8 protein-coding genes and 1 pseudogene are annotated in these 15,932 nt (G+C 40.5%); 4 read left to right on the forward strand and 5 right to left on the reverse strand.

Translation table 11 applies throughout. The annotated features are described in order from the left end of the window. Positions 1–203: pseudogene (locus CIK88_RS02525) on the forward strand (IS1380 family transposase); the annotation flags it as partial. 599 nt (positions 204–802) lie between these two features. On the opposite strand, the gene CIK88_RS02530 reads toward CIK88_RS02525, so the two are convergent. The 5 genes from CIK88_RS02530 to CIK88_RS02550 form a co-directional block, all read right to left on the reverse strand. After that, positions 803–1,336 carry a very short patch repair endonuclease gene (locus CIK88_RS02530; protein ID WP_094434340.1) on the reverse strand — a complete coding sequence of 178 codons (534 nt, stop codon included), beginning with the start codon at positions 1,334–1,336 and terminating at the stop codon, positions 803–805. A 358-nt stretch (positions 1,337–1,694) separates the two neighbouring features. Next, a complete protein-coding gene (gene brxL / locus CIK88_RS02535) occupies positions 1,695–3,173 on the reverse strand; it encodes a BREX system Lon protease-like protein BrxL (RefSeq protein ID WP_094434342.1) in 1,479 nt (492 codons plus the stop codon). A 2-nt stretch (positions 3,174–3,175) separates the two neighbouring features. Beyond that, positions 3,176–5,593, reverse strand: coding sequence for a BREX-4 system phosphatase PglZ (gene pglZ, locus CIK88_RS02540; RefSeq protein ID WP_094434344.1), 2,418 nt, complete (start codon positions 5,591–5,593; stop codon positions 3,176–3,178). A gap of 6 nt (positions 5,594–5,599) precedes the next feature. Further along, positions 5,600–9,073, reverse strand: a complete 3,474-nt coding sequence (locus CIK88_RS02545; protein ID WP_094434346.1) for a hypothetical protein — start codon at positions 9,071–9,073, stop codon at positions 5,600–5,602. 33 nt (positions 9,074–9,106) lie between these two features. Then, a complete protein-coding gene (locus tag CIK88_RS02550) occupies positions 9,107–11,620 on the reverse strand; it encodes a phosphoadenosine phosphosulfate reductase family protein (protein ID WP_094434348.1) in 2,514 nt (837 codons plus the stop codon). Positions 11,621–13,310: 1,690 nt separating this feature from the next. Here CIK88_RS02550 and CIK88_RS02555 point away from each other — a divergent pair. The 3 genes from CIK88_RS02555 to CIK88_RS02565 all read left to right on the forward strand — a co-directional run. Beyond that, positions 13,311–14,300 (forward strand): hypothetical protein, encoded by a 990-nt coding sequence (locus tag CIK88_RS02555; protein ID WP_094434350.1) that lies wholly within the window; start codon positions 13,311–13,313, stop codon positions 14,298–14,300. Next, the gene (locus CIK88_RS02560) at positions 14,260–15,066 is read left to right on the forward strand and encodes a hypothetical protein (RefSeq protein ID WP_094434352.1); all 807 of its coding nucleotides are present in this window, start codon (positions 14,260–14,262) and stop codon (positions 15,064–15,066) included. The genes CIK88_RS02555 and CIK88_RS02560 overlap by 41 nt, the downstream gene beginning before the upstream one ends. A 403-nt stretch (positions 15,067–15,469) precedes the next feature. Then, positions 15,470–15,932 (forward strand): hypothetical protein (locus tag CIK88_RS02565; RefSeq protein ID WP_216820872.1); only part of this gene is annotated, 463 nt, incomplete at its 3' end.

Genomic DNA, 15,932 nt, shown 5'->3' on the forward strand with positions numbered 1-15,932 from the left:
TGATACACAATTTCTACAAGACCATCATGAGCAGGCTTGACACCAAGGCTTTTGGGCTCAAGAAAACGAGTCGCATAAAGGCTTTTGTCTTCAGATTCATCTCCGTACCTGCCAAGTGGATCATGACTGCAAGGCAATACGTGCTGAATATCTACACAGAGAACCGAGCTTATGCAAAACCCTTCAAAACAGAATTCGGATAAGAATCCTTTCTTTCCGGTTTGAATCTGCGTATTACCTCAAGTCGCATCGTGGGGTAAGGGGATGGTGGCTACATATTGATGTTGTGCTGTTGCTTTTTACTGAAAGCTGCTACTAACGACTCATAAATCTACCCTTAATCGTGTATTGGATGATAGTTGCGGATTTTAGGTTAAAGATTTTGTTTTTATCCATTTTGAATGATATATTATTTCTTGCGAAGCAACATCTCATTAAAGATTTCCACAAAAGATTTCTTGCGCTCACGCAACCAAAAAACATCCGTCTAACATCCGTCTAAGATCCGATGATTATTTCTGGCCAAAGGCCATATTTCATTAAAGATTTCCTCCAAAGATTTACCTATGGTTTGTTTTGTCGTGACTCAGCATAGTGAAAGCGCGCTTTCACTCTGTCTTCGCTACTCCAAAACATCTTGCGCTCACGCAACCCAAAAAAACATCCGTCTAATATCCGATGATCCGATGATCCGATGAGTCATTCCAGGGAAGAAAAGTGTTAAATCTTGGAAAAACGGACAAAATTTAGTATTTTTGCCATGGAAAAACGGACAAAACAACCCCCGTTTGGCATTCTTGATTCATTTGGGAGATTCTTCTGCCGCCATAGGACATACCGTATCCTCTTCTTCCAGTATAGGATAATAGTGTGTTTTGGCACCATGGTCCTGCAACCAGATATGGTTGAGCGTAAAAGCGATGGAGTCAAGAGTCACTTCACGCTTTTGCGGCTTCAGTTCACATTCCCATACCGTTATGCAATGCCATCCCATTTTAGCCAACGTCTGCTGCTCCTCCTTGTCGCGCACCTTGTTCCTGTGAATCTTCTCCACCCAGAAGTCGCGGTTTGTCTTAGGAATCTTACAACACATAGAATTATCCGGTTGTATCATATCCACGTCATGTCCATGCCAGAAGCAGCCATTCACGAAGATGCAGGTGCGGTATTTCCTCAATACCAAGTCAGGATGCCCAGGCAGCCTTTTGTAGTTCAGCCTGTATCTGAATCCCCGTTTCCACAGCCCATGTCGCACGATCATTTCCGGCTTCGTGTCCTTCGAACGAATAGCCGCCATGTTTTTGTGCCGTTGTTCTTTAGTCAAATGGTCAGACATAGGATATGAGTCTCTTACGATGCAAAATTACTTTCTATATTCCTTCAGTATTTTGTGAAATGTCGCACAGGAATCACGGAAATCACAGATTTTTTTATCCACGGAACACACGGACTACACGGATTCTAGTTAAAGATTCTTGTAAAGATTCTAGTTAAGATTTACCATAGGTTATTTTTGTCGTGACTCAGCATAGTGAAAGCGCGCTCTCACTCTGTCTTCGCTACTCCAAAAATTCGAGCCGTAGGCGATCCCCAATTAAATCCTTCCCAAGAAGCGAGGTATTCGAGCGCATTTTGGTATGGGATTTACGTTAAAGATTCTCGTGGCGTGACAAAGAATCTGTCCCCGTGTCATTCTAAAAAAGTGTATTCTCTACCACGCCATTAACATCCCCATTTTCATTTCCCTTCAACCAGAAATGGGGCATTGCGGTTTTGAACTCTACATCTATATAATGACATTGTTCCTTGATGATACCACGGCGGCGAACAGCAGGTTGCAGACAATAGGTATCAAAATCGTCAAGATTGACATCGCTTACATGCGTCCAATGTGGAAAGAGCAACTTCATATAAGCCACTGTAATACGTTTTACAGCGTTGAAGTCGCGTGTGTCAGCATTCTTATCGCAAGCCACAAGTTCATCAAACAATAAACCATAAATGTTCTGCGTGCGAAGCGAATGTAGTATTTCTGAAAAATATTCCACATTCAGCGTCCATCCCTTGTAGATGATTCCTTTATTGATACGTGGCAAATTCCAACCTTCTATAAAGCAATGGAAACGATCAAGCAAAGCTGACTCCCTGAATGATTGTGGTAGAGAGTCAAAATAACGATAGTTCAAAGGACGTCGTTGCTCGTTGAGGGGAATATTGCCCATAATCATCAAACCACATTCTGAACTAAACTCGTTGTTGTCAATGGTAGTTTTACCACTCTCCAAATATGATTTCAAAGCAGCCTGTATCTCGGCTGGTTCTTGAAAAATTATAGTCTGTATCTCATCAAATGCCGTAAAGTCATGGTTTTTGATGATACCGTTCTGTTGCTTGTTTTTGTCATAAAACAACTTTGCACGTGTAACTTTGCCACCACTAACAAGCCAACCATACTTGGAAAGATTGCCAAAAACAAACGATTTACCTGTACCTTTTGGTGCCAGCTCTATGACATTAAGCCGTGGCTCTACAAAAATGAGCAATCGACTTAGAAACTCCACTTTCTGTGTCATAGTCTCAAACCCATCAGCCTCATACTCCATTGCTGACAGCAGTACGTCTATCCATTCAGACGTAGAGAATGCAGTTCTTGCTCCTCTCAGATAGTCGATATCTACAGAACGATATGGTTTGAAAGGCTTATAGTCCACCATTTCTACATGATTTTTCTTTCCGTCCTCATCTGGAAGGACTGACAGTTTGATGATGCCCCATTTCTCGCCATCTACCAATTCTCCCTGATGATTCTTGTACACATACTCAGGAATCTGTCCCTCGTTGATTTTGATGCCAAGGTCTGGAATACCAAAACGGCGCACACCCTTTACCAAGTCAATATAAATGATGAATCGGGAGAGAAGTGTCAACTCTTCCCCAGAAGCCAAGCGGTCTTTCACCTCTGTTTGTTTCTGTGGTATCACCATGTCAAGAAAACCTGTGAGTTCTGAACGATTTACAGAACCGTCAATATTGATGTAACGTTTTAGAATGAAGTCCTTCACAAACGAGGGAAGATTGCGACCAGCAAATAAACTGTTGGTTGACGCTGGATCCTTATATATGGCCATGGATGCAAATTGCTCCCTGACTTTCTGTATTGTTGATGTCTGCATAGTTAAAATCCGAATAAATCATCCTCCTGGGCACCCATATTGATGCCTATTTGGTCTGTCTGTTTGAAATCTCCTATTACGAGAGTAATTCTTGTAGCTGTTCCTACAAGATTCAGTCTTTCACTTTCGTATATATCGTCTTGTTTCTTGTGGAGCAGATAATCAACACCATTGTAAATTACTTTTGGCGTATCTATACTGCTCAAGCCTTTGATGTTGTATTTTACAGTAGGACTTGATGCTATCAAATCTGATGTTAGTAGTTTTGCCGAATATACATTGGCATTTTTTTGTCCTGAAACAATAATGATTGGTATCAATACTTCTTCTGGCGTAGCACCTCCATGTGTTCCTTGTCCCGTTGGTGTTTTTGAGGCAAGGGAATTGTGGTTTAGAGCGCAGATGCTCTTTCCATCCTGTAAAATCATATAATTACCATCCACAGTTGGATTTCCCTTTTTCCATACTGCACATCTTCCTGAATGGTCGGAGTCTATACCTGCAAGGTTAAGACCGTTGCCAAATTGCGCCATATAACTGATGCCATGGTCAGAAACAAAGGCGATCTTCTTACCGTTGTACTGCGACAATACTTGGGTGAAGGCCTCTTCTACAAGATGCAGCTCATCTATGATATAAGCAGGATAGCTCTTTTGTGTATGAGCGAACTTATCTATATCTCCGATCTTTTCCAGTTTATTGCCTGTTAATTCTTCCAATTTCAACTTGTTGACAGAAGTTACTGACGGAAGTTGTGCTGTAGCAACATATACCTCGTTGAGATATAATCCATCTACTCTATGTTTTTCTATTACTTTTGTTATGAACGGAATCCAGTCTATACCTAATCCGTCAATCCAATAATACAGGTCTATGTCTTGACGATTATACAGGATGGTCTTCACGGTTTTGAAGCTATCTCTCCAGGCCTCGAAAGTTGATTGTGATGCATTGCGTTCCTTCAACATCTGCCGTAAGCTGTCGTTGGCTTTATTGGCTATCTTCGAGTGCGTGTATTCACGGAAATAATCATTAATCCATGTGAAGGAGTTGCCCAATTGAATACCCAGCGGTGCAAGATAAGAATAAAGCGAAGGCATTAATGTCTGAATGTCTTTCACGTCTATCTTGCCTTGTCCCACCCATTCTGTCATAAGGTATTGTTCTGAAAGTGTGAGTGATGTCATATATTTCATGGCATAATAACATCCACGTTCGGGGTCAGCAGCCATAGCCATCAGTTTCGCCTTTACCTTTTGCTCTGCCAGATGGGTAATCTGCACATTATACTTTTGGGCTTCCTTTAGTAAAATTCTGCGAAGTTTGAGACTTGCTTCGTCCTGTGGTTCATCAAACACTTGAGTAGCCAACAGAGAAAACAAGTCTGACGTGCTTTGTGTCTTACAGTTTCTTAGCACCCTCGTCAGATAAGTTGGTGTAGTGGAATTCCACAAGAAATAGCTTTTCAACAACCAACGTGAGAAGCCATCCATATACTCGAACCATGTCTGAACGAAAGCTATGCTGTTATTCAGGTTGGATGTATTGAACCGCTTGTTGACAAATGTTTCGAAGTCAAAGTCCTCAATATCGATGTTTGAAGCCAACTGCTCCCAAAATGGCATATCTTCCTCCTCAGCAGTCAGCTCTCCAAAATTTATACCGAGACCTTTGCTCAAGAATTCAAAAGCATTATGACAAAGGGTATAGTCGAAGGCATTGTCTGGCTGTGCATTGCCGGCAGAGTCAAAGATACATTTCGATGAGCAGATGATTTGTTGTTTCACCTTAGCTCCTACATTCTTCCAAAGTGAAATCCACTGTCGCATATTCTCGCAGAGACTGAACTTGTTTTCCAATCCCTGTACTCCGTAAGTTGTTCCAGATGTCAACACCAACCTATAGTTTTCGCTCTCTATCCCTGAATGGTATTCCCAAATGTGAATGTTTGGGTCATCTTTAAACTTGCTTACCTTACTCTGCATACCTATGAGTGGTACATAGATGCGCTGATGGGTTCGTTGAGATTCTTCTGGTGACTGTACAAGGCGTATTGTTTTCAACAATGAGTCAAACTCGGCGTAATGTACATTGTCATAAAAGCGGGTTATCTCAGAGAATGGCGCAATAACGAAGTCATTTGCTGGCAAACTCTTGATATAAGCTTCAAACATAGCTGCGAGTTGGGAATAGGTGATGAACTTATCATCTTGTCCGTCTCTCATCCACTTCTCTATACTCTGTACAAACACGTTATGGTTTTGGCACTCTTGAACAAACTCACCGAAATCTCCAAAATTCTCAAACAATACAAAGCGTATGGGGTAGCGGTTGCGAATAGAACTCTCCGCACCTGTCCAATTTTTATCGACATCTATCTCCTGATAAAGGTCTTGTAATGAAGTGAATTCCTTGTACATCGGTTTCTAACTATTTATCTTGTCCAACAACCATTCTCCTGCTTCATCACACAGTTTGTTGAGTAAAGCGATGGCATCGTCGAGGGTGGTGATGCTGGCTATATGGCTCTTTGCTTGCTTGCGCTTTTCTGCAATAATGTCTAAATTGACAGGGGGAACGTAAGTCGTTGGTGGATATTCTTCTCCCACAAGTGATGTTGGTGGGGCAGGAGGTGTCTGTGGATCTACTGGTTGCTGTAGAGCCTTTGAAGATTTCCACTGCAAAGCCTTCTTCTCCACTTCCTCTTCAGTCCAGTATCCGACCGTTGACTGAAGGTTTTGTTCGATGAAGTGCTTCACCTCATCAACATCATTTTCCTGTATGTTGATGTAGTCAAGCTGCATCAAGTAGTTTTTGAAACCGTCAGAAAAGGCTGCATCTACATTGAGTATATTCTTCATCTCTATACGCAACTCTGAGATAAGATCTATTGTTTCCTTCACTAATGCAGGATTGCGTAAGTCACGTTCCATGCAGATAGTCACAATGTTGTCTATCAATTTTCGCTCAGCATCATTAACTTTCATAATGACTGGCAGACTTGAGAAAGCCTCTTCGGAAGCGTATTTTACCGACCAAAGTGGATATCCCTTCTTACCTAGGAATTCTGCCGTGATGGCATATCGGGCATCCTTCAGACTCGATACGTCGGAATATGTGTTATCTTTACTGTTGAGTTTGAAGAGCGAAATGAGGTCTTTGCACAACTTGCCCTCCTCTGGTGTCTGGAATTTGAAATTGAGCTTAGAATTCGACTTTTTGTCGTCCCAGACCTTGAATAGATACACGATATCGTCAATCAAGGCATTCTTGTCGCGTGGCTTGCCCTGCATATCAAATATCTTGTTGGCCCAAGGCTTCAAGGCAAATGCCATCATTGCCATAGGTGCAAAACTTCCATAAAGTCCGTATGGCGGCTTTTGAAGCACAGAGAACTTTTCATCAAAATTGAAAGGAAGACTCTTGTCTGCATACTTGATAATGTTCTGCACCTTGTCATATACAACTTTGAACGGATCGTTCTCTGGTATATCGTTCTTCCACTCCATATTGTCATCCAGGCATTCCTGCACCAAATATTGTACTGGGCGCATCTGTGCGGTTATAGTCGTAAGTTCTTCTTTTGAGGTGGCAAAGATAAAGGTGCGAACAATCTCTTTTGAGTTTTGTTGACGCCAGAATGTGGAAGGCGCCTTTTGACGCAACAGTTCACAAGCGTCAGGACCATATGGGTATATGATCGGAGCAATCACGCCATTTACGATACTCGACAGGTGCTTTACGGAGATAGGTTGTTTCTCTACGCCATTGATATAGGCGATGGCATTGCCACGCTGAACGCTGTCCATCCATTCCTTCACCATCGACACAGCATGTTCACGATGTACATTCTGCTGGTCAATGAAACCATGGCTGCTGGCACAAGCATAGTTAGCTTGATACTCTATAAACTGCTCGTATTTGGCATCAGTAAGTACCTCGTCAAACACTAAGAAAACGATATTCTTCAAGTCCTTGTCATCCTCGTCTTCAGCACATTTCTCGGCAAAGCTACGCAATACTCCAAGTTCTGTGTTATTTCGTGCCATAAGCAGGGCAAAGAACAGAGCACTCGTTTTTGTATCCTTTCGTGAATTCTTGATTTGACTTCTGAGTACGGCTTCGTTCTGATGATCGGAGAAGAACTTGAATTCATATGGGCGTATCACCTTCTGCATCATCTTTTTTTCAAAAGCTGTGCTGGCAGCTTCAGAGAAGTTGAGTACCTGATCAGTATAGCGATACTGCACATTGCGCATTTCGGTCTTCTTTTCTTCTATCTCACCAGAAGGCAGGGCAGAGAACTGTACAGAGTATAATCCGCCTGGCGCACGTTGTATAATGCCTTGCTCATTAAACCATTGCAGTACTGTGTCTATCTTACCATCATAACGTGTTCCTGCAAAGAGAGCGTGGATGTTGTCTTCTGATGGAGTCACAAGTCCGTTGTTGTTTTCGCCCGAAATGTTGTTAAAAGCATTAAGCAACAATATGCCTTTAAACACAGCAAAATAAGCATCCCCCTCATTTGCTACCTGCAATTTGTAAGAGTTGTAACGTTCTGTCACCGCTCCATAGTTGGTCACATCGTCTTGGAACACCTTCAGTACATAATCCCACAGATAGTCTGCCGTGATGGTGTCGCGGTTCAAAAAACGATCCTCGCTGTCAAGAAACTCGCGTATGGAATCATTCTGTCCCAAAAACTCGAATACACTTCGGCTTGATGAGCCTACCACCGTGGCATAATGGGTAGCGAGATTGGCAGTACCAGGATGCAATGGATAAAGGTTGAAGAGGTCATCCCGAGTGGACTGCTGGTCATTGCTTGTGGCGGTGAATATGTCGAGTAATTGGGGGTTCATCGAATAGAACAGCTCTCGCATTTGGCGATGACGTTCTTCGTCGATAATTTCAAACTTGCGTGACATAATCTTGAACGCCGACACCGACTCCATGTTATATTTCATGCGGTGATAACGTCCGTCGGTTTGTTTCATTTGTTCTGCGTCCATGCCGTTGAACGCCGAAGGATGGGAAATGAGGAACATATAGGAATTGTTCTCCATGTTCATGAATTTTTGTGCTACTTCCTGCAACTGCTTCAATACAGGAATACCGATAGCATCGGCCATTACGTCTGTGAACTCATCCCAAACAATGAGTAGGCCATTATAAGTTCCAAGCTCTGCCAGACGATCTTGAACCTCAATGAGCCAATTCTTGATATTGTCGTTGTTCAGGCGGATGTCAAGTCTGGCTTCTCGCAAAGTATCGGTCACTCGGTGGAAAATGCCAAGGTCACCAGTCTTTAGGTTCTCAACCAGCTGTTCGCAGTCTGACACTACTGACGAAAGGGCAGTATGCGTGTCAATCAAGTGATTCCAGATTTCAGGGTTCTGCCGGATTTGTTCAATATAGTTTTCGTAATCCGTAGGTACAACAATCTCTATTTTGTGCTTACGGAGCGTTTCTGTAACAGCCTTTTGTAACACAAGGGCAACGTCACCAGGGTGTGTCATGGCACCTAGACCATACACCTTAACCGTTAGCAATCGCTTGCTTTCGCGAAGTTTGTAGATGGAATCGCGAATAGACTCAAACTTTTTTCCCTTATATTCGTAGTCCACCCACTTTCTTATGTCCTCCACATCGTCACCGAGCAAGTGGCTAATAACGGCCACGGCATGGCTCTTACCTGTTCCGTATGTTCCATTTATCCAGAAACTCTTGTGAAAGTCAATATCGTTACAGCGCACACTTTTGATGACCGTGCGCAATACTGAATTGAATTGCTCGTTAGGGATAAACGAAATCCATTCACCCTGTTTTTCCTCTGCGATGTCGTAGGCAGCCTTGCCTCCACGCAGTTTTATGATATCGTCGTACTTAGTAGCCATAAGCATATGAATATTATGTTGCTAATCCATTTTTTATTGAAGCAAAGACTTGAGCACTACCAATTGGTCCAAGTCATCCCGAAGGGTAATGTGGTCTAACCCCATGGTAAGCTCTGCAACCAACACTCGGTTCTTTTCAGAAGACAAGAATCTTAATTTCTTTTGTAATTCACCCTTGCTAATACCAAATTCCCGATATACTCCACAAAGCTCCTCGGAACGATACAAGTCGGAAACTCTAAGCATCTTAATCCCTTTCTGCTCTGCGTATTTGTATAAAGAATAAGCAACAGCCTCAGGACTCAAATCGTTATAGGGTAACCTTTGGAAAGATGTTCCTTTTGTATCTTGACTCACAAACTGTCTTAAGTCTTCACCAATAGGAGAATACTTAAATGTTTGCACCAAGGCTTGTACAGCATATGTAATTGTCGTTTCCTTGAATGTCTGTTGGAAATACTCGAGAGCAAGTTTGTCAAAATCTTTTCTCCCTATCTCTGTATTAAAGCCGACAGAAGAAGAAAACCAACCCATTAAAGGACTATTATAAGCCAAATTGATATGAATAAGTTCCCACAAAAGAGTTGTGTTCTCTCTGTTTATTTCAACGCATAATTCACCAAATGGTGTAAGTTTTGATTTTTCATCAATAATCTCTGCGTCTTTCAGCCATGCCTTAAAACTTGGCACTTGTTTTACACCAAGGAAATTATCTTCCCAAAAAGAATCTGTATCTGTTAGATATTGGTCAACCCATTCTTGATGGATACCAAACGTTCCATATTTTGATATTTTCATATTCGATAATTTTATAGTTGTTGGCTTAATCATTGAATCTGCCACAATACACCCGACATTATGATATTCCAAGCATTTGAGGCAATGTACACATTTGTCTTTGTCTATATTCACTTTTGGATAAACAGAAAGAGCACCTGTAGGGCATTCTAACTCACATGCCTCACAGTTTATGCAATACGCTGTCTTATTGATAATTCGTCTTAAATAATATCTTAGTTGTATATTATTATTGTCATACAAAGTGAATGTAAAATCATTCATATTCTTGCCAAAACGAATTTCAAAATGGTATATTTCATGTTTGAACTCCAATTCACCAATAATAAATTCTTGTTTTTCCTTTATACTATACTTGCCAAGAACTGGAAACCAAGTGAATAGTTCTTTTTCTGCACTTTTCACTATTGCTTGCCATTTATTGGAAGACGAAGAAAACGAAACGGAGGTCTTAGCCTCAGAGAATTTACCACTGCCTCTTAGCTTCCATTTTCTCTCTGCAATATATTCTTTCTTATTTGGAATTTTTCTTGAAGCAACATTTGATTCAATCCTATCCAAGAATGGCTTAAGATTACTTGAATAGCAATTATTGACTATCATATCATCCCAGGGAGAACCAAATGGACAAAGGACACATCCTACTCTAGGCTTTCCTACACGATATGCTGAATTTATATGCAAATCATGTTCTAACAGATATAGGAAAACTTCAGTTGTATTCCAACTCAATATTGGACGTGCGTTTACTACAAATTTATGTTTTACCCCTTTACCTATTCTATTATATTCACTTCGACTTACTGACTCTTCTGCTCTTACTCCTTCAAAAGCTAAGAATTTTTGTCGTTTATCTGTACCAGACATCAACATTCTGTACAACGGAGCTGTTTTCATTACCGAGCAGCACCAGCGGTGATTATCACTTGGTGTGCCAATTTTATCCCAATAATTGAGTACAGACTCATGGTTACGAGCCATAAGGAAGTTGAGGGTAGGGAATTTCTCCTTGTAGTATGTCTCCACCTCTTTATATAAGGTTAGCGATGGAGGCAACTCATAGCCCGTATCGCTATATATCACCTCAAAGTCTGTTGGTGGAATGGCTCTCGTACAAAGGTCGAGCACCACTTGTGAATCCTTACCACCAGAGAAACTGGCAATAAAGCGGTCGATCTTGGTAGAAAGCAGCACGCGTTTTCCCTCCTTCTCGGCAGTGGAAAGTGGCATAATATCAAAGGAATCGCAATCTTGTTTTACCACAGCCATCTTCTGCTTACTCTTTTTCTCCACACGCTCCGCCATAGCCTCAAAGTCGAGTTTGTTAGCATCTGCCTTGGCGTATGTCTTGTTCACCTTGGCGTATGCCAGATAGGTGTCGTGAATGAACTCAATGGCTTCGTTCTCCAAAACGAACATAAGGTCGGCGGTACGCTGGAGCATCTTCTTGACATCTACAGGTTTTAGCTCCATCGGTTCTATGCCAGGTTGCATTTCCAATGTGGGTTTGGTGTAAATGTCAGCACCTTTAGCATCGAAGAGGCGAACACCACGATACCAATATTGTTTGTTTACAGCCCACATAATAGGTTCTTTTGCATGAGGATAAGTCCAACCTAACTTATCCAGTTCCAAAAGATTCAATTCTTCAAAGAACACAGGACGTGGGGAGATTCCAAGCGTTCCCTCTACGATGCGCGAGTGCAACAGCACTCCGCCTGTCTCCTTATCCCATGTTATCTTATACATTATAAGTTTCTATCTTTTCAAATACGGATAGAACCCCAATCTCCGAAAATTGTTATAGTTTTGTTGGTTATGTCTCTACAAAAATAAAGCGTGGGATTCGCCTTTGCCCATCCCACTAGTCGAGGCTCTCGCATTGCCCAAATCGTCGAGACGGACAACGCAGAAAGCCCACGCATGGCATATATTAATCCCATGCGTGAGTAGCCGCATCCTACCACCACAAGTGGGGTACATATACGACAACACACGGCAGGGCGTAACATACCCACCGTGAGCATTCATCGTTGTCTTGCCTTATGACGATTTTTGTAATTTGCGAGATTACGACTAGTCAAAGACAAGCGTCAGATAAACGCTCTTTCTATAAAAACAGCACCCACCCACATTATACCCCTTCAGGCTTTCTGCGAGAAAAGTGCAATGCAAAATTAAATTATTTATTTATAATTTCCATTGTATAATGCAAACTCAAGTGAAATTATAAGAATATTTAACACAGTTTGTCGAAAAGGAAAACTGGGGAGACAAAAAACATGGGGACAGTTCCACTTGCCAACTATTAAGTCCGCAAAAGTCATTGTTGTGTATGTGCGATTTTGCTTTTCAAAAGCTGTAATACTGTAAGCTGTAAGGATTGTAACCTGAAGTCTCAAGTCGGAGGTCTGAAGTCGGAGGTCTGAAGTCTGAGGGCTGAGGGAGTGGTCTTTATCATCCTACGAAAATCTTTCTCCGTGTCCTCCGTGTGTTCCGTGGATTTTTTTTTGGGGGGGGCTGACAGACATCACAAAACATAATCATTAACGAGAATCCTTGACGAGAATGCGCTCGAATACCTCGCTTTTGGTGAGGGTTTTATTATGGATCGCATCGGGGATGCTCGACATCTTAACGAAAATCTTGAGAAGAATCTTCAAATAGAATCCGTGTAGTCCGGAAAACAGGGGTCAGGTTCCTGTCCTATAAGATATAGAAATGTCTGGCAGGGCATACCCTCCAGACGCGGAGTGCATCGTGAAAACTGGCAGCCCGTATGCGAGCCAACCAATTTAGCAACTCTGCGGCAAAATTAAATAAAAAATTTGATTTTAACGGTTAAAAAGAGAAAAATATACGGAAAAATTTGGAGGGTATCGGTTTTATTCGTATATTTGCAACTGAAAAAATAAATCAAATAAGGATTTTTATGAAGGGCTGAAGAGGTTGTATGTGAATACCGCCTCTTCTTTTTGTATGTTGGTGATCCGGAAATTTTTGTTATCCACGGAACACACGGAGGACACGGATGTTTTTGTTGAAGATTATATTTAAGATTTTTGTTAGGATGTCGAGCGTCTCCGATGCGATCCCCATTAAAATTCTTCCCAGAAGCAACGTACTGTTGCGCATTTTGGTCAAGGATTTTAGTTAAAGATTCTCGTTGTCAGCAGAATTTTTGTTATCCACGGAATACACATAGGACATCAGAAAAGGCATGACTGACACGAGCGAAAATAGATGTGACAAAATTTCAGTATTGAGCAGAAAAGATAAATTTTCAACAATTTTGGCACACTATTTGCTATACGTATATATCATTAGAGTCTCGTCCATAATATCATGGACGAGAAACCTAAAACAATCGAGAATATTAACCCTCCTGATTCCATTTGTGGATAGGGAATAAAATTTTTCAATCCCAAAAACTAAAAAAATGAAGCAAAAGAAGTTTGTCTTCTGTAGGTATTCTTTCAAGGAAGACCCAGATTCTAAAGAAGAGAAAAGAGTTGAAAAGGAAAAAGTTCAAGAGCAATTTGGAAAGCTATTTCAAACTGCTGGAAAACTTCAGATATACATGAAAAAAGGAAAGGAAGAAGTATGTTTGCAAAATAATGTGATTGCCGAGCATGATAATATCATCGTATTTAGACTTAATGATGATAAAGATATAAAGATAACATTACCTACAGGAACAACTACCAATAATATAGATGACTATAAAGAAAAGACAGAATCTTCCTATCCATATTGTCATATAATCTTTCTAAATCTTGGAGATGTGAAATATGTGGCTATTGAAAAAAATTACTCTACTTTCAATGGTAATATTGATAGGATTTTAAAGATACTTACTGCAAATTTTAATCGTTTAATAAAAGAATATGGTTATACTATTGAATTTGAAAAGATTTTGATGCGTGCAAAAGCTTGGAGTCTTATCAAAAGACGTTGCATAAGTAATAACGATTATGTGACTCAGATTTGCCTAACTGCAAAACGTGATGGGGAGACTGCAAAATTTGCTAACTTCTCGAGTGATAACGATATCAATGGGTTGATCAAGCGAGGTGAAGAAAACGAAGCAAAAGAGGTTTTCTTTGGAAGTAAATACGCAAAGGGTACCAATGAGCTAAGCATAAAAAATGCTATCGACACCATGTTTAATGTTGCAGAATTCGTATCCAAAAATGATTGTGAAATAAGGGTTAAGATGAGTAAAAGTGGAATGATATGCTTAAATGACGAGGTTGTGCCTATGTATTTTATGCCAGATTTAGCCATCGAAAATTTTCAGATGAAATCCTCTCTTTCTATTGAAAAAGGCGACTATGAACTTCTTAAATGGCTCAATGAATGTATTGACGATATAAAGAAAACAGAAAATGAAACAACGCCTCCAGCCAAAATCAGTTGCCCTAATTAATGACACTCTACAGGATAATGTCATTATGAGGTTAATAAATACCAGTTGTAAACAATTTGAGAGCCGCATGAATACTTTGCGGTTCTCTACAATTGAAATTTTTATAGAAACGGTCGAAATTATTGATGAAATCAGAAAACAATCGTCCGATTACGATATTAAAAATTCTTATGACTGCCTTTTCTGTTATTTACGAGATTATGATGAAAGTAAAGATAATGTTGATGCAAAGTTGGCTGCATCTGTAATTATTGTGTGGGTTTCTATTCTTTTAAATTATTGTTCCAAAGATAAAATGTTTTATGCTGATTCTTCTGATGGTTTGCTTGAAACGCTTCCTAAGGATTCTAAATGGAGGGATTTGGTACAAAACATTCAATCTCGATTATCCAAATTGCAAGAACAAGAAGACGAACTTAGTAAATATATGTGTGATTATATTGATAATCCGAAAAAATGGTTATCTGTTCAAATTCGGGATATCATAGATTATAATGGCATGAATAAAAAACTTATCGATGATCTAAAGCCTCATTTCTACAGCGATAATCAGCTTGAAAATATAATTGCTTATATTAAAGATATTCAAGAAGCTGGTAATGATCCTGCTATTGCCAAGATAACAGCCCAATATATCAAGAATAAAAAAATATCTGACTATAACAATTCGTACCTAAAACCTCTTTGGACGATCCTTAAAAGTCATGGTTTATATACTGCGACAAGCAATAACTGGAACAAAGCAATGAATAATCTACTGTCCTAATGATTCCTTGATATTATCTTCCCATTCTTTATAAATTCCTCGAAAATAGGTCAGCATTCCTCCTTTTGGGTGATTTGCTGGCCTATTTTAATGATATATTGCTTGATTTGTTCTATTTTAAGCATTATCTCACCGGTAATTCTTTGATTCTTTCCTTTTCAATTCCTTTTCATTCCTTTTTATTCCTCGAGCGAATGATACATTAGAAAAATAATACACTCCGCATTTTCTTTATCATATCTTTGCAGCAGAAATTTCTAATTCGGAGTTTCTGCTGCATTCTTTTATAGATTTCAGTCAGCGGTCAAAAACGAAACACGGCTCCGAGCGTAGGACATGAATTACATTGTCTATATGATCCTGCGTAGTGTGAGACAATACTTTTTTTAAAAATTATACAACAATGACAAAAAAGATTGTCGAGAACGGTTCTGCTTCATCGCACGAGCCACAGATTATCGGTAGCGTAGTCAACGACATGCTACAAGGTGATTCACCATTTGCTTGCGCTTACCGCGAGCATACGTCGGCCTATCCCCATACGGAATTGGGGATTGACCTCAAACTGATGACGCAACAGCCAGGGAGATTGCCTTTGGGCAGGTATCTCTGCGGTACGATCACGCGTGATGCAGAGGATCATTACCTCTTCGTGGAGCATGTGGCAAAGGCGTTATGGCCGGTAAAGCGTAACCCACACGTGTTTGTGGGACGGTATATCAACGTGAATAGAAAACCAGACGGGACTATCTATCCTACGTTCAATCGCCCAGACTACAACGAGAAACTCACTTTCGCTAAGTTCTGTATGGAAGCTGCCAAAGAACTGAGGCAGGTTGCCAAACTGGTAGAAAGTGCAACAGGCC

This window comes from Prevotella sp. P5-50, assembly GCF_002251295.1.
Lineage (GTDB): Bacteria > Bacteroidota > Bacteroidia > Bacteroidales > Bacteroidaceae > Prevotella.